This is a genomic window from Agrobacterium sp. Ap1 (assembly GCF_017313375.1).
Lineage (GTDB): Bacteria > Pseudomonadota > Alphaproteobacteria > Rhizobiales > Rhizobiaceae > Neorhizobium > Neorhizobium cellulosilyticum.
In genome coordinates, this window is record NZ_JAFLMY010000003.1 from 425,487 (window position 1) to 450,084 (window position 24,598).

The following is a 24,598-nucleotide window of genomic DNA, read 5'->3' on the forward strand; positions in this document are numbered from 1 at the left end:
CGCCTGAGACGTTACCGAGAGGTTAAAAATCGGAGCGTGACACGATTACGCTCGCCAGTTGGAATGAACCGGAAGGACCGGCAGTGAGCGGCCTGGAAACAGCCATAAGAAATGCCCTGGATCGCGCCGAACGTGGTGATGGCCAGGTGCGCGCCCGGATCTATCAGTCCGCCCGCCAGGCACTTGATGCCGGCCTGCGCAAGCAGGGCGTCACCGATAATCTCGTCATCATGCAGCAGCAAAAGCGGCTGGAAGACAAGATCAGCGAGATCGAGAACGAGGAGATCGACCGCCTGGCGCAGTCGGCCCAGCCTGTTCCGGCTCCCGATGTCGATCCCTTTGTCGAAATCGATGCGCCTGTCCGCCAGACCACATCACACGTTGTCCCCGACGTCTCCGTATCTGTCGACGCACCGCGTGCACCCGCTCCCCACGTGGCTGAGGCGGTTGCACTTGGTGGTGTAACCCGATCAGGAGTGACCGCAGACCGTCACTCCGAAATGCCCTCGATGGCCCCGGATATCGCGCCGGCAGGGTATGGATCCGAACAGGTGCCCGGCACGCCACCGGAAGCCTCTCCCGTCGACGAGGTTGCAGCGGCCACCGGGACGAAGGGGCGCAAAGGCCGTAAGGCCAAGCCATCCGCCGAAATTCCGGCTGGACGCCGCGGCCGGAAGAAACGTGGCTTTCTGTCTCATCTGATCACATGGATCATAACGCTGGGCATTGTCGCTGCTGGCTGCTTCATCTTCTATCAGTCGGGCATGGTGCAATCGATCATCGAGGATGCTGTGCGCAGCGCCAATCGTCCGTCGGCGCTTCAGTCCTCGGGGCAGGGTCCATCCGTGCTGTCCTCGCGCGGAGGTTTTTCAGAAGAATGGGTTTCCATCTTCCAGCCGCAGCAGGGAACGGCCTTTACCGCAGGTTCTCAAGCCAGGGCGGAAATCGCAACGGCCACCGAAGCGCAGGCGCTCAAGATCACCTCTGCCACGCCGGATGCCGCAGGAGATGTCGCAATCGAAGTGCCGGTGGAAATCCTGCGCGAGCTTGCCGGCAAGAGTTCCACGCTGGCGCTGACCATCCAGTCGGCAGCAAACCAGCATTCGCAGATTTCGGTTCGCTGCGATTTCGGCAGCCTCGGCAGCTGTTCGCGCCACCGTTTCACGGCGACGCAGGAAAAGCTCGACGCGCTATTCAAGGTCAGCTTCGACCGCACCATAGCGCCAAATGCCCCCGGCCGTATCATCGTCAACACCGGCATTCAGGGCGCAGATCGCCCGGTCTTCATATATTCCGTTCGCGCTCTGCCGGGTCAGTGACCCGGCAGCTTCGTCTGCCGATCGTTTTTATTTGAGATACTTTGGTCCGAACCCGAGGATCTTGTCGTCGATCTCGCCGATGGCATCCTTGTCCTTGCCTTCGTAATCGAGAGATAGAAGGATGTGGCGGATCGCGTTCAGCCGTGAGCGCCGCTTGTCATTGGCCCGCAGGATCGCCCAGGGCGCCTCCTTGGTGTGGGTCTCCTCCAGCATTTTGTTGCGTTTTTCGGTATACTGATCCCACTTCGTCAGCGCGGCGATATCCATCGGCGAGAGCTTCCAGATCTTCAGCGGATCATGGCGTCGGTCGTGAAAGCGCTTCAGCTGCATTTCCTGGCCGATATCGAGCCAGAACTTGAAGAAATGCACGCCATCTTCAACCAGCAGCTTTTCAAACCGCGGCGTCGCCCGCATGAAGCTGTCATATTGCGCCGGCGTGCAGAACCCCATGACCGGCTCGACCACGGCGCGGTTATACCAGGAACGGTCATAAAGAACGATCTCGCCCTTGGTCGGGAAATGCGTTGCATAGCGCTGGTAATACCATTGCCCCGCCTCGGTCTCCGTCGGTTTGGTCAGAGCGACGACCCTCGCCGAACGTGGATTGAGATAAGTGCGGATCGAAAAGATCGTGCCGCCCTTGCCGGCCGCGTCCCGGCCTTCGAACAGCGCCACCATCCGCTTGCCCGTCGCCTGCATCCAGAACTGCATCTTGACCAGTTCGATTTGCAGCTTCTCAAGCTGCTTTTCGTATTTGTCCCGGTTAAGCTTGTCGTCATAGGGATAATCGCCCGAAGAAAGCGCTTGGTCGTCGATCCAGTCCGGCAGGGTCGGGTTGTCTATGTCAAATCGCCGTTTCTTTCCCCCGATTGTCAGATCGACCGTCCTGCTTTCACCCGTTGACATGCCTGCTCTCCTCTTTGTCCTCGGTATCTCTTATGACGACGCGCTGCGCCATGGCGGCACGCTATCCGAAAGGTGGCATTCCGGCATAGGTTTTCCATAGGCCCTGATGCACAAGTGTCATGGAAGGCTTATATGACCACGTGTTTAGCAAGCAAAATGCCGGGATGTGGCCCGGGATCCAGTTGGGGTTGTCATGGCGTCGAGTGCAGAGCAGGCAGGCGGAGGTCTTATCGCCGCGATGAGAAGAGAATGGCGTCTCTTCTTGTTGCTGACGGTGTCTGCATTGGCCGCGATTGCCGCAGGTCTGCCCTGGTATTGGGTTGCTCTGGTCTGGCTGATTCTTGTCCTGGCGGTTTCGGCCCGGCCTCCGGTCGTCATGCCCGTCGCGGAACTGGAGAAGTTTGAGGAAGAAGAGCTGGCGTCCGATCCACTGCCCAGTATCGCAGCGACGCTTTCCGCTCTCGATATCCCGGTCCTACTGTTGAATGCCGAGGCGATCGTTTTGTGGGAAAACAAGGCGGCGGAAAAGGCGCTTGGCCTGCTGCCGATCGGCTCGCATCTCTCGGCGCGCCTGCGCTCGCCGGGTATTCTCGACATGGTCAAGGAGACGATCGCAACCGGCGAGCCGAACCAGATCGAGCATTCTGAAAGGCTCCCCTCCGAGCGCGTCTACCTCCTGCGCATCGCGGCAATGGAGCCGCTGGACGCTTTCGGTGCGGAAGAACTCTTCCTCCTGTCGTTCAAGGATATCTCCGAACTTCGCCGGCTTGATCGCATGCGGTCCGATTTCGTCGCCAATGCCAGCCATGAATTGCGCACCCCGCTTGCCTCGCTGCGCGGGTTCATCGAGACCATGCAGGGGCCGGCGCGTTCTGATGATGCCGCCAAGGAACGATTTCTCGGCATCATGCTGGATCAATCGACCCGCATGAGCCGCCTTGTCGACGATCTCCTGTCGCTTTCGAGGCTCGAACTGAAATCCCATATCGCGCCGGACCAGTCCGTCGATCTTCGTCCGGTTATCGGCCATGTCCGTGATGCGCTGCTGCCGCTGGCGGAAGAGCTTGGCGTCGAAATCCGCCTTCATCTGCCGGAAGAAAAGGTTGAGGTCCTGGGGGACCGCGACGAACTTGTGGAAGTCGTCGAGAACCTGATCGAGAATGCCTGCAAATATGGTCAGGAGGGCAAGTTCGTTGACGTCTTCCTGCGCAACGAGCCATCCCAGCCGGTGGAAGTCAGTGTCGTCGACCGCGGTCCTGGCATTCCCGCGGAGCATGTCCCGCGACTTACCGAGCGTTTTTATCGGGTTAGCGTTGCCGACAGTCGGTCGAAAAAGGGCACCGGCCTGGGACTCGCCATCGTCAAGCATATCCTCACCAGACACCGCGCCCGCCTCATCGTGAAGTCAGAACTGGGCAAGGGATCCGAGTTTACCGTCAGATTCTGACATAAAACATACGTACTGCACAGGCGTGCAACAATATTATGTAGTGAAATCAGATATTTAATTTGTCACAAATGTTTCATCGAAGTGACATAAAAGCTGAGGTCAACGGCCGCTAATAGGAGCGGGCAAGAAGCCGGCAGGTGCGAAAGCCGGCGATCAAAGCTTTCACAAACCCCATCATGGGAGAGATCGATGAACATGTTGAAACTTTCTGCAGCTGCCCTCGTGGCCTCTGTCGCATTCGCCGGCGCTGCTGCCGCTCGCGACCAGGTCCAGGTTGCCGGCTCCTCCACCGTTCTGCCGTACGCCAAGATCGTTGCTGAAACTTTCGCGGAAACCTTCCCGAACTTTAAGGCTCCGGTTGTTGAATCCGGCGGCACCGGCGGCGGTCTGAAGGCTTTCTGCTCGGGCGTTGGTGAAGGCACGATCGACGTTGCCAATGCTTCGCGCAAGATCAACAAGAGCGAAGCCGAAGCCTGCAAGGCAGCTGGCGTTACCGACGTTCAGGAAATCCGCATCGGTTACGACGGCATCGTATTTGCCGCTGATAGCTCGAACGGTGACATGAAGATCGAGCCGAAGGATCTCTACAAGGCTCTCGCCGCTGAAGTTGTTGTTGACGGCAAGCTCGTCGCCAACCCCTACAAGAACTGGTCGGACATCAACGCTACTCTGCCGAAGGGCCCGATCGCTGCCTACATCCCGGGCTCCAAGCACGGCACCCGCGAAGTCTTCGAAGAGAAGATCATGGCTGAAGGCTGCAAGGAAGCCGGCGCCACCGACGTTATCAAGGCTGCTATCGCCGATGCCAAGCAGGCTGCCGCCAAGTGCGTTGCAGTCCGTAAGGACGGCGTAGCTGTCGACATCGACGGCGACTACACCGAAACGCTCGCTCGTATCGCTGCCAACAAGACTGGCCTCGGCGTTTTCGGCCTGGCTTTCTACGAAAACAACAAGGACAAGCTGAAGGTTGCAACTGTTTCGGACGTCGTAGCTTCGACCGAGACGATCTCCTCCGGCAAGTACCCGGTTTCCCGTCCGCTGTACTTCTACGTCAAGAAGGCTCACTTGGGCGTTATCCCGGGCCTGAAGGAATACGTAGAGTTCTTCATCTCTGACGACATGGTTGGCCCGGAAGGCCCGCTCGCCGAATACGGCCTGGTTGCCGCTCCGGACGATCAGCGCGAACAGGTCCGCAAGGACTTCGAAGCCGGCAAGACCATGTAATGCTTGATCCGGCGCCGCTTCGGCGGCGCCGGTCTCTTATCCGGCATTCGGCCGGCGCCTTCGCAGGGCGACCTTTTAACTGGGTATTTGCGACCAATTCGGTTCCGGTGATGGGAATTGTGCGGTAGTGGCTGCCGCCGATGGCGGTAGGCCGGGGGATTCTGATGAGCACACCACTGATCTTGTTGATTTTGGCGATTATTGCGATCGTCTGTTATGTCGTTGGGACCCGACATGCGCTGGCGATCGCTGGCGGCCTGTCCTCCAAACTCCATTCTCGTCCCGGCTATTATGGCTCGTTCGTCGCGATCTGCGCCGTCCTGCCGGCCGCGATCGTTCTGGCTGCCTGGCTGATTGCCAGCCCGCTCTACATCAATTCCACCATTCGCGGCGGTTTCCCCGAAGATGTGAAGGCCAGGTCAGAAGCTGAGCAGGGTCTCGCTTTCGGCATGGTCAACTCGCTTGCCCGCGGCATGGATATCCTGACGCTGGACGAGATCGACAGGGTCGGCAGCAACCCTGCCGAACTTCGAAGCGCGCTCGGCGCCAAGGGTGTTGCGCTTGCCGGTGATCCGGAACCGTACATGGTCGAGTCCGCCGGCGACCTCAATGCGATGAACAAGATCAGCAACCGCGTCATGACGGCTGTTGTGCTGATCGTTGCGCTGATTGGCGCAGGTCTTTCCTATACCCGCATTTCGCATCGCTTCCGCGCCCGCAACAGGGTCGAGCGTGTCATTCTTGGTGCGCTTGTCGTCGCTTCGTCGATCGCGATCATCACGACGATCGGTATCGTCATGTCGATGCTGACGGAAGCCGGCCACTTCTTCGGCCGCGTTCCTGCCTGGGAGTTCTTCTTCGGCACCGTCTGGGATCCGCGTTTCGCTGCAGCCGGTGCGAGCGCCTCGGAGGGCCAGTTCGGTCTGATCCCGCTGTTGCTCGGCACGCTTTATATCGGCTTCGTCGCAATGCTCGTGGCCGTACCGGTCGGCCTGTTCTCGGCAATCTACATGTCGGAATATGCCTCGCCGAAGCTTCGTTCGATCGCCAAGCCGCTGCTCGAAGTTCTCGCCGGTATCCCGACCATCGTCTATGGCTTCTTCGCGCTGACCACGGTCGGTCCGTTTCTGCGGGATCTTTCGTCCAGCATCAACGGCATCGCCACCGGTGATTTCGCCAACTTCATCCAGGCTCAGAGCGTTCTGACAGCCGGTTTCGTAATGGGCATCATGCTGATCCCTTACGTCTCCTCGCTGTCGGACGACATCATCACCGCAGTGCCCCGTGCCCTTCGTGACGGTTCGCTCGGTCTCGGCGCAACCAAATCGGAAACCATCAAGAAGGTCGTCATGCCGGCTGCTCTGCCGGGTGTTGTCGGCGCTCTCCTGATGACCGCCTCTCGTGCCATCGGTGAAACCATGATCGTGGTTCTCGCTGCCGGTGTGGCGGCCCGCATGCAGCTCAATCCATTCGAGCCGATGACGACGGTGACGGTCAAGATCGTCAGCCAGCTGACGGGCGACCTTGAATTCACCTCGCCGCAGACGCTCGTCGCCTTCGCACTGGGTATCACGCTCTTCGTGATCACGCTTTGCCTCAATATCTACGCGCTCTTCATCGTGCGCAAATACCGGGAGCAGTACGAATGACCGACGTGGTTTCTTCCCCCGCCGGCGTCCTGGCGAAGCCCGCCCGTCGCGATATCGGCATCAAGCGCCGCTACGCCGCAGAACGTCGCTTCCGCGCCTATGGCATCGCCGCCCTGTCCTTCGGGCTTCTTTTTCTCGCGCTGCTTCTGTGGTCGGTCGTTTCCAAGGGATACACCGCCTTCCAGCAGACGATGATCACCGTTCCGGTCGAATTCTCCGAACAGATCATCGACAAGGATAACGAGCGCGCCACCGATCCGCAGAAGCTGGTGACGGCGAATTACCCGCTCATCGCCCGTAATGCCGTCGCCAAGGTGCTCGGCGTTGCCGAAACCGATCGTTCGGGTCTGCGCGCCGTCAACCAAATGATCTCGGACGGCGTTCGTGGCCAGCTGCGTGACATGGTTGTCGCCAACCCACAGATCATCGGCACGACCCAGACGGTCTCGCTGCTTGCCGCCGGAGATATCGACAGCGCATTCAAGGGCCAGATCGATCTCTCCGTGTCGGAAAACAACCGTAAGGTTTCCGACCAGCAGGTCGGCTGGATGAACCAGCTTGCGGAATCCGGCGCCCTCGGAAAGCACTTCAACACCGGCATTTTCGTCAATGGCAATTCCAGCCGTCCGGAAGCTGCCGGCGTCGGCGTGGCCTTGATCGGCTCCTTCTATATGATGCTGATCGTGCTCGTCCTGGCGCTGCCGATCGGCGTTGCCGCCTCGATCTATCTCGAGGAATTCGCGCCGAAGAACAAGTTCACCGACCTGATCGAGGTGAACATCAACAACCTCGCGGCCGTCCCCTCCATCGTTTATGGTCTTTTGGGTCTGGCGGTCTTCATCAACTTCATGGGCCTGCCGCGCTCGGCTTCGCTGGTCGGCGGCCTGGTCCTCACGCTGATGACGCTTCCGACGATCATCATCGCCACCCGCGCGGCACTGAAGGCTGTTCCGCCCTCGATCCGTGCAGCGGCTCTAGGCCTCGGCGCATCGAAGATGCAGACCATTTTCCATCACGTCCTGCCGCTCGCCATGCCGGGCATTCTGACCGGCACGATCATCGGCCTGGCGCATGCGCTCGGCGAGACCGCACCGCTGCTGCTCATAGGCATGGTGGCTTTCGTCGCCAACTATCCGACGACGCCAATGGATCCATCTACTGCCCTGCCGGTGCAGATCTACATGTGGGCAAACGAGGCGGAACGCGCCTTCGTCGAAAGAACTTCGGGAGCGATCATCATCCTGCTCCTGTTCCTCGTGGTCATGAATGTTGGTGCAATTCTGTTGCGTCGGCGCTTCGAACGCCGTTGGTAGGAGATCGACACAATGAATATGTTGTCAGAAGCAGCAGTTGAGAAGGCGCTGGACAAGAAGATGAATGAAGTCGCGTACAAGATGATTGGCAAGGACGTATCAGTCTATTACGGCGAGAAGCGCGCGCTTTTCGACGTGAACCTGAATGTCCGCGAAAACACGGTGACGGCGCTGATCGGCCCCTCGGGTTGCGGCAAGTCGACCTTCCTGCGCACGCTCAACCGCATGAACGACACGATCGAGGGCTGCCGCGTCACCGGCAAGATCACCCTTGATGAAGATGATATCTACGACAAGGAAATCGACGTCGTGGAACTTCGCGCCCGCGTCGGCATGGTGTTCCAGAAGCCGAACCCGTTCCCCAAGTCGATCTACGAAAACATCGCCTATGGCCCGCGCATCCACGGTCTTGCCCGCAACAAGGCGGATATGGACCAGATCGTCGAAGCCAGCCTTCAGCGCGCCGGCCTCTGGGCGGAAGTCAAGGATCGCCTGCATGAAGGCGGCACCGGCCTGTCCGGTGGTCAGCAGCAGCGTCTCTGCATCGCCCGTGCGGTTGCAGTTTCGCCGGAAGTCATATTGATGGACGAACCCTGCTCGGCGCTCGACCCGATCGCCACCGCAAAGGTCGAGGAACTGATCCACGAACTGCGCGCCAACTATACGATCGTCATCGTCACCCACTCGATGCAGCAGGCCGCCCGCGTATCCCAGCGTACCGCCATGTTCCACCTCGGCCAGCTGGTCGAAGAGAATGACACGGACAAGATGTTCACCAATCCGGATGACCAGCGCACCCAGGATTACATCATGGGCCGCTTCGGCTGATTGGCCGTTGCCTGTTGCCCGCTGCTACGGATTTTGAGGACAAAGAGATGGTATCAAGTCATATCCTGTCGGCCTACGACGAAGAACTGAAGTATCTGCGCCGCCGCATCTCGGAAATGGGTGGCCTTGCGGAACAGATGTGCGGAGATGCCGTGCGAGCCCTGGTCAATGGTGACTCTGCCCTGGCCCAGAAGGTTATCTCCGACGACGTGATCCTGGATCACGCCGAGCGCGAGATCCAGGACAAGGCGATCGTCACCATCGCCAAGCGCCAGCCGATGGCTGCCGACCTGCGCGAAATCATCGGCACGCTGCGTATCGCAGCCGACCTGGAACGCGTCGGCGATCTCGGCAAGAACACCGCAAAGCGCGTCATTGCGGTTCAGGGCCATGGCGTTCCCCGCAAACTCGCCCGCGGTCTGGAACACCTCTCCGATCTCGCTGCCGTTCAATTGAAGGAAGTGCTGGACGTCTATGCCAGCCGCTCTGCCGAAAAGGCCGAAGCGATCCGCCTGCGCGATGAAGAAATCGACGCCATGTACACATCGCTCTTTCGCGAACTCTTGACCTACATGATGGAAGATCCGCGCAACATCACCACCTGCACGCATCTTCTGTTCTGCGCCAAGAACATCGAGCGTATCGGTGACCACGCGACCAACATCGCGGAAACCATCTACTACATGACGACGGGTGCTGTGCCGGAAGGCGAGCGTCCCAAGGACGATACGGCGAACACCGTCGGCGCGATTGCTGACTGATTTTGCCTGTCTGATGGAGTGTATCTAGTATGCAGCCGAGAATTGCGGTCGTGGAAGACGAGGAGGCGCTCAGCGTCCTCCTCCGTTATAATCTCGAAGCCGAAGGCTACGAGGTCGAAACCATTCTGAGAGGTGATGAGGCCGAGATCCGGCTTCAGGAGCGTGCTCCGGATCTTCTGGTTCTCGACTGGATGCTGCCCGGCGTTTCCGGCATAGAATTGTGCCGGCGCCTGCGCATGCGACCAGAGACCGAGCGCCTGCCGATCATCATGCTGACAGCGCGCGGCGAGGAAAGCGAACGTGTTCGCGGTCTGGCGACCGGTGCCGACGACTATGTCGTCAAGCCCTTCTCTACGCCGGAACTGATGGCGCGCGTCAAGGCGATGTTGCGCCGTGCCAAGCCCGAGGTTCTCTCCAGCGTCTTGAAATGCGGTGATATCGAACTGGATCGCGAGACCCATCGCGTTCATCGCAAGAGCCGTGAAGTACGCCTTGGCCCGACCGAATTCCGTCTCCTGGAATTCCTCATGGTCTCGCCCGGCCGCGTCTTCTCGCGCTCCCAGCTTCTGGATGGCGTCTGGGGCCACGATATCTATGTCGACGAACGCACCGTCGACGTGCATGTCGGCCGCCTGCGCAAGGCGCTGAACTTCTCCAACATGCAGGATGTCATCCGCACCGTTCGCGGTGCCGGCTATTCGATGGAATCCTGATACGCGGGATAGCATCTGGAATGCAGGTTTCTCAGCCCGAGTGCGGTCATCCGCCTCGGGCTGAAGCATTTCAGGCCTTGGCTTCTTCCTGCCACTCAGGCAGCGGAAAGATCCGGTCGTAGGCCAGATTGAAGAAGAACGCATAGACCAGGTAGAACAGGGCGAACGAGATATCCATCACGAGCGCCTGCATCAGGCTCACGCCCAGATACCAAGCGATGAACGGCATCAGCACGATCAGCAGTCCGAGTTCGAACAGCACGGCATGTGCAACGCGCAGCGCCATGGTTTTCTGCGTACCGCCGCGATACGTCTGCATCAGGTGGTCGAAGCCGAGATTGTAGAGATAGTTCCAGCCGGTCGCCAGCGTTGCCGAAACGATCCCGACGACACCGATATGTTCGACCGGTATGCCGAAGACGAAAGAGGCGAGCGGTGTGAAAATCGCAAGCCCGATGATTTCGAAGCTGATGGCGTGACGAATACGGTCGCGTGTCGTGCGCATTTTATACCCCATTGGGTTATCCGGGTCGTCCCGGCATCAATGCCCATTCTGGGGGAGGTCGTCCTCACGCCTTTTCAGATAGGTGTTTGTGGCGCAGGAGGCAAGGCGCAGGCGGGCAAGGCTGCCTTGCAGAACCCGCAGCACGGCAAACAAAAAAGCGGGCCGAAGCCCGCTTGATCGTTGTTTATGGTGCCGAACTTAGGCCCGTGCAGCGCTCGGACGGCGGCGCTCGTTGACCGGCTGGTAGGCGAGCTTCGCATGGTAGGTGCAGTAAGGCGAATTATCCGGGGACTCACAGCCACAGAAGTGGAAATCGTCCGTCAGCGGATCGCCGACGGGCCACTTGCAGGTGCGTTCGGTCAATTCGGTCAGCGCCAGTTTGCGGGAAATCGGCAGGACAACGTTGGAAGCGGGACGGTAGACCAGTTCCTGCGAAGCCTCGAACTCGACCTCTTCCTTGAGCGCGGTTGCGCCGACCGGACGGGCGACCGGGCGTGCTGCCGGACGGGTGGCGAATGTCTGCTGGGGACGGGAGGTCGTTGCTGCTGGGCGCTTTGCCGTACGGTTCGTCGCGATTGTGCCGCCCGCCTTTGCGCGGCCCGGCAGGTTGAGGCGATGGACCTTGCCGATCACGGCATTGCGGCTTACGCCTCCAAGTTGTGCGGCGATCTGGCTGGCGCTCAAGCCTTCCGACCACAACCTTTTCAGTTTTTCAACGCGCTCGTCCGTCCAGTTCATGCCCGTTCTCCGCCTTTGAACGTTGGTGGCATGCAGAATCCCTCACCAATGTCGCGCGATACATCTCGCAACAGGCACTATATCTATGCTTTTGGTGACTAGTTCCGCCGCATGCAGTCTAGTAATTGATCTTTAACCTAGAGGTCCGCAGACTCCGTGACAAGAGTCCCCGGAATCGCCACGAATCGATTTCCCGGTTTTCCCCAACTTGCTTTCCGGGAGAGTCATTTTTGTCACAGCTGTCGGCAGGGTTGCGTCCTTGCAGCAAAATGCCTTGAAACCCCAGATTTCCGTGAGTTTTATTGACATCACATGGATGAGTGGCGATAGTGCCGCGGCCGCCCCGAGGGCGGCATTTTGATTTTTTGAATATCCGCAATCGGATGCATTAGGAGTGAGCCGCCATGGCTGAATCTGCGCTTTTCGACACCTTTGCCCGGGCCCCGCTGCGCTTTGAGCGTGGCGAAGGCGTTTGGCTTGTGACGGAAAGCGGCGAGCGATATCTCGACTTCGGTGCGGGTGTCGCTGTCACGTCCTGCGGCCATGCCAATCCGCATCTCGTCGAAGCGCTGAAGTCGCAGGCCGAGAAGGTCTGGCATCTGTCGAACCTCTACGAGATTCCGGAGCAGGAGCGCTTGGCGCGCCGTCTGGTCGACGCAACCTTTGCGGACAAGGCCTTCTTCACCAATTCGGGTGCGGAAGCGCTGGAATGCGCAATCAAGACGGCCCGCCGTTATCACTATTCCAAGGGGCATCCGGAAAAGTTCCATATCATCACCTTTGAAGGTGCCTTCCACGGCCGCACGATCGCAACGATCGCAGCCGGTGGCCAGGAGAAATATATGGAAGGCTTCGGCCCCAAGGCTCAGGGTTTTGATCAGGTGCCCTTCGGTGATCTCGATGCGCTGAACGCTGCGATTAACGAGAACACCGGCGCTCTGTTGATCGAGCCGATCCAGGGCGAGGGCGGTGTGCGTCCGGTTCCGAAGGAATTCATGCGCGAGCTGCGCCGCATCTGCGACGAAAAGGGTCTTCTTTTGATCCTCGACGAAGTTCAGACCGGCGTCGGCCGTACCGGCAAGCTCTTTGCCCATGAATGGGCCGGCATCACCCCGGACATCATGGCGATCGCCAAGGGTATTGGCGGCGGCTTCCCGTTCGGCGCATGCCTTGCAACGGCAGAAGCCGCATCCGGCATGAAGCCCGGCATCCACGGCACCACCTATGGCGGCAACCCGCTAGCTATGGCCTGTGGCAATGCGGTGCTTGATATCGTGCTCGCCGACGGTTTCCTGGAAAACGTTCGCGATGTTGCACTCGTCTTCCGTCAGGGCCTTGCAGCGCTCAAGGATCGTTTCCCGACGGTGATCGAGGATATTCGCGGTGAGGGCCTTTTGCTCGGCATTAAGGCAAAGGTGCCGGCCGGCGACCTGATCTCCGGAATGCGCGATCAGCACATGCTGGCCGTTATGGCTGGCGATAACGTCGTCCGCATTCTGCCTCCGCTTGTCGTCACCGCCGAGGAAGCGCGCGAAGGTCTTCGCCGTATCGAGCGTGCTGCCGAAACGCTGTCGGCTGACCAGCTGAAGAAATCCGCTTAAGAATACGTAGAGAGGGCGCCTTCCGGTTCCCTCCGTTAGGGAACAAGGTAATGGCATCTCCCAAGCATTTTCTCGATCTTTCCGCTGTGTCGGCGGGTGACCTGCGCTCCATCCTCGATGATGCAAAGGTGCGAAAGCTGGCAACCAAAGCCGGCACGGCTGACAAGCCGCTGGCCGGCAAGATGCTGGCCATGATTTTCGAGAAGCCGTCCACCCGCACCCGCGTCTCCTTCGATGTGGGCATGCGCCAGCTCGGCGGCGAGACGCTGTTCCTGTCGGGTACCGAGATGCAGCTCGGCCGCGCCGAGACGATCGGCGACACCGCCAAGGTTCTGTCGCGTTATGTCGACGCGATCATGATCCGCACCACCGATCACAAGCGCCTTCTGGAACTGGCCGAACATGCCACCGTGCCGGTCATCAATGCGCTGACAGACGACACCCATCCCTGCCAGATCATGGCCGACCTGATGACCTTCGAGGAACATCGCGGTCCCGTCGCCGGCAAGACGATTGCCTGGACGGGCGACGGCAATAACGTGCTGCATTCGCTCGTCGAAGGTTCGGCCCGTTTCGGTTACCGCATGAATATGGCCGTTCCGATGGGTTCCGAGCCGCATGACAAGTTCTTGAACTGGGCGCGCAACAACGGCGGCGAGATCATGCTCACCCACGATGTCGAGCGCGCGGTTGCCGGCGCCGATGTCGTGGTCACGGATACCTGGGTTTCGATGAACCAGGAACACAAGGCGCGCGGCCACAACATCTTCCAGCCCTATCAGGTCAATGAAGCGCTGATGAAGCAGGCCAAGGCCGATGCGCTGTTCATGCACTGCCTGCCGGCCCATCGTGGCGAGGAAGTCACCGACGCCGTGATCGATGGCCCGCAGTCGGTCGTCTTCGACGAGGCTGAAAACCGCCTCCACGCCCAGAAGTCCATTCTGGCCTGGTGCTTCGGCGCGATCTGAGCCTGTCTTCTGGCTCTTGAATTGGCTTGAAGCCGGCACCATTTGTCGGCTTTCAAACGCGCCGTGCCTGGTGCCGGCGCTTCAACAGACATCCCCGACATTTTCGAGCGGCCCAGCGGTTCCGCTTGCCGGCCTGTTTGTGTAAAGGTCGGGGACAAGGCCCGAGACGATCGGTGTGAAGGAGTAAGATGATGGCGGAAGCAACCGTGGAACTGAAGGACCTCCACTTTGCCGGAGACGACAGGGTTGTTCCCTTCCAGGTCGAGGGCCTGGATGTTCGTGGCCGTGCGGTGCAGCTTGGGCCGCTTCTCAACACCATTCTGGGTCGCCATGATTATCCGGCGCCGGTTGCAAGGCTGCTTGCAGAAGCACTGGTGCTGACGGCATTGCTCGGTACTTCGCTGAAATTTGATGGCAAGTTCACAGTTCAGACCAAGGGCGACGGACCCGTCGATCTTCTCGTGGCTGATTTCTCCACGCCGGATGCGCTTCGCGCCTATGCCCGTTACGACGAGGATGCACTGGCTGCTGCCGTCAAGGATGGCAAGACCTCGCCGCCGGAGCTTCTTGGTCAGGGCGTGCTCGCCTTCACCATCGATCAGGGCAAGGGCATGCAGCCCTATCAGGGCATCGTGCCGATGGACGGCTCGTCTCTGGAAGAGATTGCCGGCGTCTATTTCCGTCAGTCGGAACAGATACCGACCCGTGTCCGTCTTGCCGTGGCCGAGCTTTTCGACCGCGATGAGGACGGCAAGCCGCGTCATAACTGGCGGGCAGGCGGTCTGGTCGCCCAGTTCCTACCCCAGGCGCCGGAGCGCATGCGTCATCCGGATCTCCACGGCGGTGATGGCGACGAACGCGATACCAGCGTCACCGATGATGCCTGGGATGAAGCCCGTTCGTTGGTCGAGACGATCGACACTGACGAGCTGACCGATCCGCAGGTCGCGATCGAACGGCTTCTCTATCGCCTGTTCCACGAGCGTGGCGTGCGGGTTTATGAACCGCAGACGGTTTTCGACCGCTGCAGCTGTTCGCGCGAGAAGATCAAGGGCGTGCTCGCCGGCTTCACGGCGGAGGAAATCGAGGCAAGCCAGGAAGACGGCCAGATCGCCGTCACCTGCGAATTCTGCTCGACGACCTATCGTTACGAACTGGCGGAATTCGCTCCGGCCTGAGCCGCAGGGCTCAATTCAGCACCCGATTTAGCCCGGGTGAATCCAGCGAGAAGGCGGGGATGTCGACCTTGAAGACCTCGCCTTCTTCCGTCTGCATGTCGTAATAGCCGAACATCATGCCGGATGGCGTGTCCAGTGGGCAGCCCGATGAATATTCATAGCTGTCGCCCGGCTGCAGGCGCGGCTGTTCTCCGACGACGCCAAGCCCGTCCACTTCGTCGACCAGACCGTTCTGATCGGTAATATGCCAGTAGCGGTGAACCAGCTTTACCGTATGGATCGAGTGGTTCTCGATAACGATGCGATAGCCCCAGACATAGCGGCTCTCTTCCGGACTGGATTGCTCCTCCAGATAGAACGGCTCGACGGCAACTTCTATGTCTCTTGTCCGGGCGCGATACATGGACAAATACCTCAAAACTACAGCGCCGGATATCGTTTCTTGCACGTCAACCACGCCGTAGAACATGGAATCTACATCCCCGCATATCGTACACACGGCATCGAACGTCAAGAAAACTCGCGGTTTACGCGAGAAACTGTGATCTGTTCTTGGAATTAGGGATAACTGATATGGTGAATCCGAAAACCGGATTCACCATATCGACGAGCCGAAAAGACCTCAGATAGAAGCCAGAGCCCTGGCGAAATCTTCAAGCAGATCCTCGCCGTCCTCGATGCCGGCCGAGAAGCGCACGGTGCCGGGCGAAATGCCAAGCTCTGCACGCGCCTCGTCGGTGAGGTTCTTGTGCGTCGTTGTTGCCGGATGTGTGATCAGGCTGCGCGTATCGCCGAGATTGTTGGAGATGGTCACCACGTCCAGCGCGTTCTGCAGCTTGAAGGCAGCTTCCTTGCCGCCCTTCAGCTCGAAGCAGACCAGGGTCGATCCGCCGCTCATCTGCTTGGCGATGATGTCGGCCTGCGGATGGTCCTTGCGGCCCGGATAGATGACTTTGGCGACATGCTTGTGCTCTGCCAGGAAGTCGGCGATCTTCGAGGCGTTGTCCGTCTGCGCCTTGACGCGGATCGGTAGCGTCTCAAGTCCCTTGATCAGCGTCCAGGCGGTAAACGGCGACATGGCCGGACCCGTGTGGCGATAATAATCCTGCAGATGCTCGTCCACCCACGCCTTGTCGGAAAGGATCACGCCGGCAAGGCTGCGGCCCTGGCCGTCGATATGCTTGGTGGCCGAGTAGACGACGATGTGAGCGCCGAGTTCCAGCGGCTTCTGGAAAAGCGGGGTCGCGAATACGTTGTCGACCACGACCTTTGCGCCGATCTGGTCGGCGAGCTTCGCAACACCGGCAATATCGACGATTTCGAGCGTCGGGTTGGTCGGGCTTTCGAGGAAGAACACCTTGGTATTCTTCTGGATGGCTTTCTCCCAGTTGGCGAGATCGCGACCGTCGATGAGTGTGCATTCGATGCCGTAGCGCGGAGCAAGCGTCTCGACCACCCAGCGGCACGAGCCGAACAGCGCGCGGGCTGCAACGATATGATCGCCGGCCTTCAGCTGGCAGAGCAGGGCGGCGGAAACGGCGGCCATGCCGGATGCCGTGGCGCGGGCTTCTTCCGCACCTTCCAGCGCACACATGCGCTTTTCAAACATGTCATTGGTCGGGCTGCCGTAGCGGGCGTAAATGTAACCTTCGGTCTCGCCCTTGAAGCGCGCTTCCGCGGCTTCCGAACTGTCGTAAGCAAAGCCCTGGGTGAGATAGATCGCTTCAGACATTTCGCCATATTGCGAACGCAGCGTACCGCCGTGGACGAGTGTAGTTGCCGGGCGCCATTTGTTTGTCATGCTAGTCCTCAATCCAAAACAAAAAAACCGGCCGCGAAAGCAGACCGGTTTTAGCAACCCGGTCTTTTTAGCCACTTGTTTAACGTGGCTGCAAGCCGACCGGCAAATCACCACGGGATAAAGCTGGCTTACGCCTCGCATTCGCTTGCGTCAATGCCCTGCATTTGGTTTTGTCACCGCCAAATTTTGAAAGAAACGATCATGGCTCGCGACACGGGAATTCTGGCGGACCGCGCAATTGCGGCGCTCTTCGAAACGGGACGGCTGGTCTCCGAACGGGATCTCGACCGCGATCAGATTCAGCCGGCCAGCTTGGACCTTCGTCTGGGTGCCAAGGCATTTCGCGTGCGCGCCTCCTTCATGCCAGGTCCAAACAGCCTCGTTTCCGATAAGCTCGACCGGTTGAAGCTGCATGTTGTCGATCTGTCGGAGGGCGCGGTTCTGGAAACCGGCTGCGTCTATATCGTGCCGCTGATGGAAAGCCTCGATCTGCCGGCAAATATGTCGGCGTCGGCAAATCCGAAATCCTCGACCGGCCGTCTCGATATCTTCACCCGCGTCATCACTGATCATGCGCAGGAGTTCGACAAGATCCCGGTCGGTTACCGCGGCCCGCTCTATCTCGAAATCTCGCCGCGCACTTTCCCGATCGTCGCCCGACAGGGTTCGCGCCTGTCGCAAATCCGCTTCCGCATCGGCAATGCCCTCCTGTCGGAACCTGAACTCTTGCATCTGCACGAGACCGAAACGCTGGTCGCATCCTCGACGCCGAACGTGTCCGGCGGCGGTATCGCGCTGTCGATCGATCTCAAGGGTGATGCGAATGGCCTGATCGGTTATCGTGGCAAGCATCACACGGCCGTAGTCGATGTCGACAAGAAGGCCCAGCACGATGTTTTCGATTTCTGGGAGCCGCTCTACAGCCGCGGCCGCAACGAGCTGATCCTCGATCCGGATGAGTTCTACATCCTCGTCTCCCGCGAGGCCGTGCATGTGCCGCCGCTTTATGCCGCCGAAATGACCCCTTTCGATCCGCTGGTCGGCGAATTCCGTGTCCATTATGCCGGCTTCTTCGATCCGGGCTTCGGACACGAAGCCGCAGGCGGACGAGGCAGCCGCGCCGTCCTGGAGGTCCGCAGCCACGAGGTGCCCTTCATCCTCGAAGACAGCCAGATCGTCGGACGCCTCGTCTACGAGCATATGCTGGAAGCTCCGCAAGGTCTCTATGGATCTGGTCTCGGCTCGAACTATCAGGCGCAGGGTCTGAAACTGTCGAAACATTTCCGCGGCTGAGCATCACGCTCGATCCCGGTTGGGCGTTTCGAACCGTATCTGCCCGACCAATCCCGATGCCGCAGACAACCCAGCCGGCCTTGACAGCCGCGATCCGTTGTTGGAAACCTGCACGCGCAAGCGGGTGTAGCTCAATGGTAGAGCAGCAGCTTCCCAAGCTGAATACGAGGGTTCGATTCCCTTCACCCGCTCCAGCCACCTTTCCCGCCAAGGCCAAAGCTGCCTATACCCCTGATGATGAGCCTCCCGGCATAAGACGTCTTTGAAGCCGTATCTTCGGCTTGGGTGAGATGGTTCGTTCTGCTGGCGCAGCCCAATAAGAAGGCCAGTCAACGCGCTTCCGGCAAAGGTCGACTGTCACGAACTTTCACTGATCCACCCGGCAAGCCTGAGGCGGAGCCAACGATTATTCATGGCGTCGGATAGCGGTTGCGGATCGCGCGCATATAGTAGCCACCGGGCGAACTCGCATCACACAGATCGGCGATGACAACGGCGGGAACCTCGCAAAACTCGCGAACCTGCCCGTTGGACATGAATACCGTCATGCGGAACGACATTTCGTCATACTCGACGGAATCGATAAGCTTTGATCTGAGATGGATACGCATGAGTTCCCATCCTGTTTCGCCGGCCTCCCTGCATTGAAAATAGTCGGGCATGCCATCGAGTCAATAATGATGAATTCATCTATCAAGATGTTTGGCAGTGCCTGCATGTGTAGGACTGCGATTGGGAAATGAAATTCAAGTAAAATAAATGATTGTTGTGTTGCGGGTCTGGAAGATCATCGTGACAATACGCGAGGCCGTTTCCATTGGTGTAGTGTGTATATCGGAAATTTGGTTCGACTTTGATTTTTGAGAATACGTGCGGCATCTTTCGCATATTGATGTGATGGATGACGCCAGACAATTCTTACGACGCACGTTATTTCGGGAAAAGGATTTCCATGCAGAAGTTTGCCGCATTCCTTGGTCTCCTCATCGCAATTTTGAGCTTCCCGGTATCGGCTGCTTCGACGAACCTTCTATTCGGGCGTGGCGTCAATCTCGTCGGGAATAACGGTTATTATACCCAGTCCACCACCTGGGCGACCGATGAGGGAATGAAATATTACCTGGGAAAGGGCATGCGCGTTTTCCGACTGGTTTTCGCCTGGGAATGGATTCAGCCAAGGCTCGGCGGAGATCTCGATCCAACCGTGCTTGCGGCGCTTGAACGGGAGGTTGATTTTCTGACGGGTGCTGGGGCCACGGTCATCGTCGATGTACATAACTTCATGCGCCGGGACCTCAATTTCGACAGGCAACCGAAGAACGAGGTCATCATAGGCGAGGCTCAGGAAGTCTCGGCGGCCCATTTCTCTGATCTCTGGGTCAGGCTCGCTATGAAATTCAAGACAAATCCCCGCGTCATGTTCGGCATCATGAATGAGCCGCACGATGTGGACGGCATCAAGCTTGCTGCGACCTACAATACGGTGCTGAAGGATATTCGCGCAACCGGCGCGACCAACACGATCCTATTGGATGGATACGGTTTCGCCCATGACCTGTCCTGGACGGGGCAACCGCTTGGAAAACCGCTCGGGCCGCTCGTCCGTGATCCCGGCAACAATCTGGTCATCGACGTTCACCGTTATCTTGACGACTACAGTGCCGGACAGAAACAGACCTGCAATCCTGGATCAGGTGCCACAGTTCTGGTGGAGTCGACGGAATGGGCGCGCGCCAACAGGATGCGGTTGTTTCTCGGCGAATTCGCGGTGGCCAAGAATGAGGCCTGCTATAAGGAACTGCGAGACCTTCTGGCATATTTTGCCGCCAACTCCGATGTCTGGACCGGCTACACCTGGTTTGGTGTCTATGCCGGACAGAAAGGCTACCATACGCCTGATCAGGGCTTCTGGTATTCGATCGATCCGGGCGGACCCGATGCGCAGGACTTTTCGGGCGCAACGCCGGATGATCCGCGCATGAAGATCCTGCTCGAAGGTCCGTGAGGCCGGTAAAACGTCTGGATGCATTCGACGGAAATTGTCGTCATGCGGTTTCAGTCCGTTGATGTCGGCGCATGCGGTGTCTTGTTCCAGTGGAACGGATTGGTCTTGAGTTCGATCACCGCCCGCCAGGCTGCAGCCGAGATCATCAGCCAGTAGAATGGCACCATCACCCATCGCCAGCCGATCTGCCGCTTTTCATGGTCGATCATCGACCCGACCCCCAATCCCAGGAAGATCAGGTAGCTTCCGAGGATGTTGACGAAATCCATGACGAACAGCGAGACGACACCGAGTGGCAGGTCGTTTTTGGGTGCGTCGAGCATGGCGGATGCCCCGAGCCAGAGGAAAACGAAGATCAAGGGGTGAAGCAATGCCGAGATCAGCATCCCGCCCACCATCAGCTGGAAAGTCACAAAAGCGGGCAGGCCCATCTCCCGCATCAGCCTCGACGGATCGCGCATCAGCACCAGCCATGTCTGCAGCCAGCCTTTATACCAGCGGGCGCGTTGCGCCATCCAGACGGAAACCTGTACCGGCGCGTCCTCCAGTGTCTGGCAGGTCAACACGTCCGAACGGTAGCCGAGCCGATAGAGGCGCAGCCCCATATCCGCGTCCTCGGTCACATTATATGGATCCCAGCCGCCGACTTTCTTTAATATTTCGGTTTTGAAGTGATTGGAGGTTCCTCCGAGCGGCAGGGGCATTCGTCGTCTGGCAAGCATTGGTAGAAGCCCCCTGAACAGTGCGGAATATTCAAGCGAGAACAGGGCGCTGAGCGGTGATTTCCGGGCATTGGCAATGATCAGCGGCGCCTGCAGGCAGGCCAGTTCGGGCGGCCCGTTGACAAAGGTGGCGTGCGCTTCGCGCAGTTGCAGCGGGTGCGGCCGGTCTTCCGCGTCATATATGGCCAGAAATTCACCCCGTGCCGAAGAGAGCGCATAGGTAAGTGCCTTTGGCTTGGTTCGCGGACCGATTGGCGGCACAGTGACGATTTCGAACTGTGGTCCAGGTTCAAGCGCGGTCAGCGCGGCAATCGTCTCGGCGTCGTCGTCTTCGCAGACGAGCTTGATATCGATGAGTGTATGGGGCCAGTCGAGCCGTTCGAGGCAGGCTATGAGTTGGCCGACGACGGGGGCTTCTCGGTAAAGCGCCACCATGACAGTGTAGCGCGGTAGCGGGCCGGCTTTCAGGTTGAACCTGGTAGCAGGGCTCGGCAGATGCATCTTCAAAGCAAGCGCCGTCAGCCGCAGCAATAGCGAAGCAAGATAGGTCAGCGACAGAATGATATGCAGGCTGAGAAGCGTCACGACCGGTATGATGAGGAAGGTCGCGATCGTTCCGGCGACGAGCGCGCCTGCGAAAAATCCCTGCTTACCCGAAAGCACCGTCCGGGCGGAAAAAGCCGGTTGCCCCTCGAAAAGCCCGTTGGTCGTTTCCTGCCCGCGTCGTGCGGCTCCCGCAGCCCACACGGCTTTGCGAATGGCGCCTGGTGTCGTAATGGCAAGGTTCCGGCCGAGCATGGGCATGGTGGTCAGGGCTGCTGCAAGTTCTGCCAGTCGCGCCGCCTCCGGCACGCAGCAGCTCGGCCTCGATCGACGTGCCGTGACGCAGCGCCCGCTCGCGCATTCGGGCAATCATCGGCTTGGAGAAACCGAGAGCAGCAAGAACCGCGGCCTCAGCTTCCGGAGGATCCGGATCGGCGTCGCTGCGAAACTCTTGGTCATTGGCCTGCCGGCCCTCTGAACCGCCGTTCGGCAAGCTCGTGGCAGGCTCATCGTCACAGACCGCCGATCCCTGCGGCGGATATTCCCCGAAGCGCATGGTTCTGTTACACCGTCCCCAAGGAGCACCCGATAGGGGCGCTCCTGCCTGACCCGCAGACGATCATAATGAGGCACCGGATGATTACATCCCTAGTTTGGCGGGGGGCGCGCGATCTCTTTGCAGCTTTCGTGATGTTGGTGGCCGCTTTCGCATCACCCGGGACGAGCCTTGCATCCGAAAGCGGAAATCGCCTCCCGCTGATGTTCGACAGCCGCGAACGCGTGGCTCGCCCGGATCTGTCGACGATCGTTCGCCTGCGCATTCTGACAACCGTTGATTTTCCGCCCTTCAACTTCACCGACCAGACGGGGCGCCTATCCGGTTTCAACGTCGATCTTGCCCGCGAAATCTGCGCTGAACTAAAGCTTGAGGCCAAATGCCAGATCCAGTCCATACCGTTCGACGAACTGGAAAGGACATTGGAGGCCAATGGCGGTGAGGCGGTGATGGCGGGCATCGCGGTCGATCAGGACCGGCGGGAGCGTTTTTTGTTCTCCCGCTCCTATATCGGCATCCCGGCGCGTTTTGCCAAAAGCCGCTCGGCCGACATACCGGGCGACACTGCTGCAGCACTCGCCGGGCGTCGTGTCGGCGTAGTCAAGGAAACCGCACATGAGGCGATGCTCAAGGCATTTTTTCCAGGCATCATCGCCGTGCCGTTCGAAGCCGGTGAGGCAATGACTACGGCCTTGAAGGAAAAAAAGATCGACGCCGTTTTTTCCGATGGATTGAGATTGCCCTTCTGGGTCGCCAGCGACGCTTCTGAAAAATGCTGCATGCTTTTCGACGGCCCTTATCTTTCGGAAAAATTCCTGGGCGAGGGCCTGTCCGTCATGGTGCGTCGCACCGACCCGCTTCTGGTCTCGGCCTTCGATCAGGCGCTCGCCGAGCTGTCCCGTAACGGCAGGCTGCAGGATCTTTATCTGCGCTATTTTCCAAACGGGTTATATTGAGCTGGGAATTTGTTCCTGTCTCCCGTAACCGAGAAAGCAGGGACCTCACTGGCTCGCCCAGATTATGCGGGCCATCCACTCCACATCGGCAAGATCAAAGGTTCGGTTGGGATGCTCCGGGTTGAGCGACATCACTTCGACGCTTTTCGGGCTCTGGCGTGCCAGCACCTTGGCCATCACTTCACCCTCCTTGGTTTTCAACACGACGCGGTCGCCGCGTCTAACCTGCGCCCCCGGCTCGACAATCAGCACGTCACCGTCGCGATAGAGCGGCATCATCGATTCCCCCTGCACTTCGAGCGCATAGACGCCCACCTTGCGTGACGGATCTACGGGAAACTCGACGACATCCCAGCCCTGTCCGGCCGGAAATCCACCATCGTCGAAAAAGCCGCCTGCTCCCGCCTGGGCAAAGCCAAGCAGCGGAATATTGCCGGCCTGCGGCGGAAAATTACCCTCGGGTATCTGGTTGCGGCCGCCAGCGGGCAGATAGCTCATGAATTGGTCGATCGTGGCCCCGGTTGCATCGAGTACTTTCGAGATCGATTCCGTCGAAGGCCAGCGCAGCCGCCCGTCAGGCCCCAGACGCTTTGAACGATTGAACGAGGTAGGATCCAGTCCAGCCCGCCTCGCAAGCCCGGATGGCGTCAGTTGATGACGTTCGGCAAGCCTGTCGATCGCGTTCCATATGGCGTCATGTGACAGCATTTTCGCCCGTGCCCCGGCCTTTACAAGGCTCCAGTCCGCGACCGCTTGAAGAGGGGCGCTTTGCAGCCTTCAATCAGAGGTGACGCGCTCACCGATGCCGGCATTCTGCGTCAATGCCAAAGAGCGTCTCCGGCACGCCTGATTTTAGCCGAAGGTCACGTGAACGTAAAGCTCGAAGAGGAATAAAATCCTTTTTCTCCTTACGCCACCATGGCCATGTTGATCTTGCCGAGCTTGATCACAGCCTGGGTCCGGCTGTCGACATTGAGCTTCAGAAGGATTGCCGAGACATGCGCCTTGATCGTCGCTTCCGAGACGCCAAGTTCATAGGCGATCTGCTTGTTGAGCAGGCCTTCGGCAAGCATGGTCAGCACCCGGTTCTGCTGCGGTGTCAGCGTCTTCAGCCGGTCGAGAATTTCGATCAGCATCGGATCGTCCTCTGGCTGGCTGGTGTCGCTGCCGGGTGAGAATATCCCGCCGTCGAGCACGGTCTTGACCGCCATGCGGATGTCGTCGAGTCCGGATGACTTCGGAATGAAGCCGGATGCCCCCAGCTCTATCGACCGGCGCACGGTGCCGCTGTCGTCCGTTGCCGAAACGATGACGATAGGAAGCGCCGAAAACTGCGCCCTCAATGTCATCAGCCCCGAAAACCCGCTGACCCCTGGCATGGCGAGGTCAAGCAGCATCAGGTCGGCATCCGGGTGTGCGTCTGCTGCCTTGAGCGCGGCGGAAAACTCGCCGCATTCGATGATGGTGACATCCTCCGCCATGGCCTGAAGCGTCTGCACGAGCGCGCCGCGAAACAGGGGATGATCGTCTGCGATGATGATTTTGAGTGTCTGCATTCCCACGCCTCCT

23 protein-coding genes, 1 tRNA gene and 1 riboswitch are annotated in these 24,598 nt (G+C 59.2%); of the genes, 15 read left to right on the plus strand and 9 right to left on the minus strand.

All coding sequences use genetic code 11. The features are described from left to right. Positions 1-83 precede the first annotated feature (83 nt). Positions 84-1,319 (plus strand): hypothetical protein, encoded by a 1,236-nt coding sequence (locus JZX87_RS08295; RefSeq protein ID WP_206825043.1) that lies wholly within the window; start codon positions 84-86, stop codon positions 1,317-1,319. 27 nt (positions 1,320-1,346) lie between these two features. Here JZX87_RS08295 and ppk2 read toward each other — a convergent pair whose 3' ends face one another. Next, positions 1,347-2,225, minus strand: a complete 879-nt coding sequence (gene ppk2 / locus JZX87_RS08300) for a polyphosphate kinase 2 (RefSeq protein WP_148148319.1) — start codon at positions 2,223-2,225, stop codon at positions 1,347-1,349. A 193-nt stretch (positions 2,226-2,418) separates the two neighbouring features. Between ppk2 and phoR the strand changes: the two genes are divergently transcribed. From phoR to phoB, 7 genes are all read left to right on the plus strand, one after another. After that, complete coding sequence (gene phoR, locus JZX87_RS08305; RefSeq protein ID WP_210349006.1) at positions 2,419-3,672, plus strand: phosphate regulon sensor histidine kinase PhoR; 1,254 nt, start codon at positions 2,419-2,421, stop codon at positions 3,670-3,672. A gap of 192 nt (positions 3,673-3,864) precedes the next feature. Beyond that, entirely contained in the window at positions 3,865-4,899 is a 1,035-nt protein-coding gene (locus JZX87_RS08310) for a substrate-binding domain-containing protein (RefSeq protein ID WP_206825044.1), read from the plus strand. A 164-nt stretch (positions 4,900-5,063) separates the two neighbouring features. Beyond that, positions 5,064-6,548, plus strand: a complete 1,485-nt coding sequence (pstC, locus tag JZX87_RS08315) for a phosphate ABC transporter permease subunit PstC (protein ID WP_148148317.1) — start codon at positions 5,064-5,066, stop codon at positions 6,546-6,548. After that, positions 6,545-7,861, plus strand: a complete 1,317-nt coding sequence (pstA, locus tag JZX87_RS08320) for a phosphate ABC transporter permease PstA (RefSeq protein ID WP_148148316.1) — start codon at positions 6,545-6,547, stop codon at positions 7,859-7,861. Before pstC ends, pstA begins: the two co-directional genes overlap by 4 nt. Positions 7,862-7,873: 12 nt before the next feature. Continuing rightward, positions 7,874-8,689: a phosphate ABC transporter ATP-binding protein PstB gene (gene pstB, locus JZX87_RS08325; RefSeq protein WP_148148315.1), complete on the plus strand. Its 816-nt coding sequence runs from the start codon at positions 7,874-7,876 to the stop codon at positions 8,687-8,689. A gap of 47 nt (positions 8,690-8,736) precedes the next feature. Next, positions 8,737-9,450 carry a phosphate signaling complex protein PhoU gene (gene phoU, locus JZX87_RS08330; protein ID WP_148148314.1) on the plus strand — a complete coding sequence of 238 codons (714 nt, stop codon included), beginning with the start codon at positions 8,737-8,739 and terminating at the stop codon, positions 9,448-9,450. 29 nt (positions 9,451-9,479) lie between these two features. Continuing rightward, on the plus strand, positions 9,480-10,163 hold the full coding sequence (gene phoB / locus JZX87_RS08335) for a phosphate regulon transcriptional regulator PhoB (protein WP_112458346.1): 684 nt from the start codon (positions 9,480-9,482) through the stop codon (positions 10,161-10,163). Positions 10,164-10,233: 70 nt separating this feature from the next. On the opposite strand, the gene JZX87_RS08340 is transcribed toward phoB, so the two are convergent. Both JZX87_RS08340 and JZX87_RS08345 read right to left on the minus strand, forming a co-directional pair. Beyond that, entirely contained in the window at positions 10,234-10,668 is a 435-nt protein-coding gene (locus tag JZX87_RS08340) for a PACE efflux transporter (RefSeq protein ID WP_183823474.1), read from the minus strand. Positions 10,669-10,866: 198 nt separating this feature from the next. Further along, positions 10,867-11,406: a GcrA family cell cycle regulator gene (locus tag JZX87_RS08345; protein WP_148148312.1), complete on the minus strand. Its 540-nt coding sequence runs from the start codon at positions 11,404-11,406 to the stop codon at positions 10,867-10,869. A gap of 404 nt (positions 11,407-11,810) precedes the next feature. On the opposite strand from JZX87_RS08345, the gene JZX87_RS08350 reads away from it, so the two are divergent. The 3 genes from JZX87_RS08350 (at position 11,811) to JZX87_RS08360 (ending at position 15,153) form a co-directional block, all read left to right on the plus strand. After that, positions 11,811-13,007 carry an aspartate aminotransferase family protein gene (locus JZX87_RS08350; protein WP_183823472.1) on the plus strand — a complete coding sequence of 399 codons (1,197 nt, stop codon included), beginning with the start codon at positions 11,811-11,813 and terminating at the stop codon, positions 13,005-13,007. A 50-nt stretch (positions 13,008-13,057) separates the two neighbouring features. Beyond that, positions 13,058-13,975, plus strand: a complete 918-nt coding sequence (gene argF, locus JZX87_RS08355) for an ornithine carbamoyltransferase (RefSeq protein WP_183823470.1) — start codon at positions 13,058-13,060, stop codon at positions 13,973-13,975. Positions 13,976-14,166: 191 nt separating this feature from the next. Next, positions 14,167-15,153: an Hsp33 family molecular chaperone gene (locus JZX87_RS08360; protein ID WP_148148309.1), complete on the plus strand. Its 987-nt coding sequence runs from the start codon at positions 14,167-14,169 to the stop codon at positions 15,151-15,153. A 10-nt stretch (positions 15,154-15,163) separates the two neighbouring features. Here the strand turns inward: JZX87_RS08360 and apaG are convergent, their stop codons facing one another. Then, complete coding sequence (apaG, locus tag JZX87_RS08365) at positions 15,164-15,556, minus strand: Co2+/Mg2+ efflux facilitator ApaG/CorD (protein ID WP_112458352.1); 393 nt, start codon at positions 15,554-15,556, stop codon at positions 15,164-15,166. Positions 15,557-15,775: 219 nt separating this feature from the next. Continuing rightward, positions 15,776-16,954, minus strand: a complete 1,179-nt coding sequence (locus JZX87_RS08370) for an O-succinylhomoserine sulfhydrylase (protein WP_206825045.1) — start codon at positions 16,952-16,954, stop codon at positions 15,776-15,778. A 46-nt stretch (positions 16,955-17,000) separates the two neighbouring features. Continuing rightward, positions 17,001-17,078, minus strand: a riboswitch (SAM riboswitch). Positions 17,079-17,155: 77 nt separating this feature from the next. On the opposite strand from JZX87_RS08370, the gene JZX87_RS08375 reads away from it, so the two are divergent. Next, positions 17,156-18,247, plus strand: coding sequence for a 2'-deoxycytidine 5'-triphosphate deaminase (locus JZX87_RS08375; RefSeq protein ID WP_148148307.1), 1,092 nt, complete (start codon positions 17,156-17,158; stop codon positions 18,245-18,247). A gap of 120 nt (positions 18,248-18,367) precedes the next feature. Then, positions 18,368-18,441, plus strand: a tRNA-Gly gene (locus JZX87_RS08380). Positions 18,442-18,657: 216 nt separating this feature from the next. Here JZX87_RS08380 and JZX87_RS08385 read toward each other — a convergent pair. Continuing rightward, on the minus strand, positions 18,658-18,858 hold the full coding sequence (locus JZX87_RS08385) for a KTSC domain-containing protein (RefSeq protein ID WP_183823462.1): 201 nt from the start codon (positions 18,856-18,858) through the stop codon (positions 18,658-18,660). A 341-nt stretch (positions 18,859-19,199) separates the two neighbouring features. Here JZX87_RS08385 and JZX87_RS08390 point away from each other — a divergent pair, with 341 nt between their 5' ends. After that, positions 19,200-20,252 carry a glycoside hydrolase family 5 protein gene (locus JZX87_RS08390; protein ID WP_183823460.1) on the plus strand — a complete coding sequence of 351 codons (1,053 nt, stop codon included), beginning with the start codon at positions 19,200-19,202 and terminating at the stop codon, positions 20,250-20,252. 50 nt (positions 20,253-20,302) lie between these two features. Here JZX87_RS08390 and JZX87_RS31255 read toward each other — a convergent pair whose 3' ends face one another. Continuing rightward, positions 20,303-21,826, minus strand: coding sequence for a glycosyltransferase family 2 protein (locus JZX87_RS31255; protein ID WP_353654169.1), 1,524 nt, complete (start codon positions 21,824-21,826; stop codon positions 20,303-20,305). A gap of 315 nt (positions 21,827-22,141) precedes the next feature. On the opposite strand from JZX87_RS31255, the gene JZX87_RS08400 reads away from it, so the two are divergent. Beyond that, complete coding sequence (locus JZX87_RS08400; protein WP_502711303.1) at positions 22,142-23,029, plus strand: transporter substrate-binding domain-containing protein; 888 nt, start codon at positions 22,142-22,144, stop codon at positions 23,027-23,029. Positions 23,030-23,074: 45 nt separating this feature from the next. Here the strand turns inward: JZX87_RS08400 and JZX87_RS08405 are convergent, their stop codons facing one another. Both JZX87_RS08405 and JZX87_RS08410 read right to left on the minus strand, forming a co-directional pair. Then, positions 23,075-23,737 carry a S24 family peptidase gene (locus JZX87_RS08405; protein ID WP_148148301.1) on the minus strand — a complete coding sequence of 221 codons (663 nt, stop codon included), beginning with the start codon at positions 23,735-23,737 and terminating at the stop codon, positions 23,075-23,077. A 200-nt stretch (positions 23,738-23,937) separates the two neighbouring features. Further along, positions 23,938-24,585 carry a response regulator transcription factor gene (locus tag JZX87_RS08410; RefSeq protein ID WP_206825047.1) on the minus strand — a complete coding sequence of 216 codons (648 nt, stop codon included), beginning with the start codon at positions 24,583-24,585 and terminating at the stop codon, positions 23,938-23,940. Between the last annotated feature and the right edge of the window lie 13 nt (positions 24,586-24,598).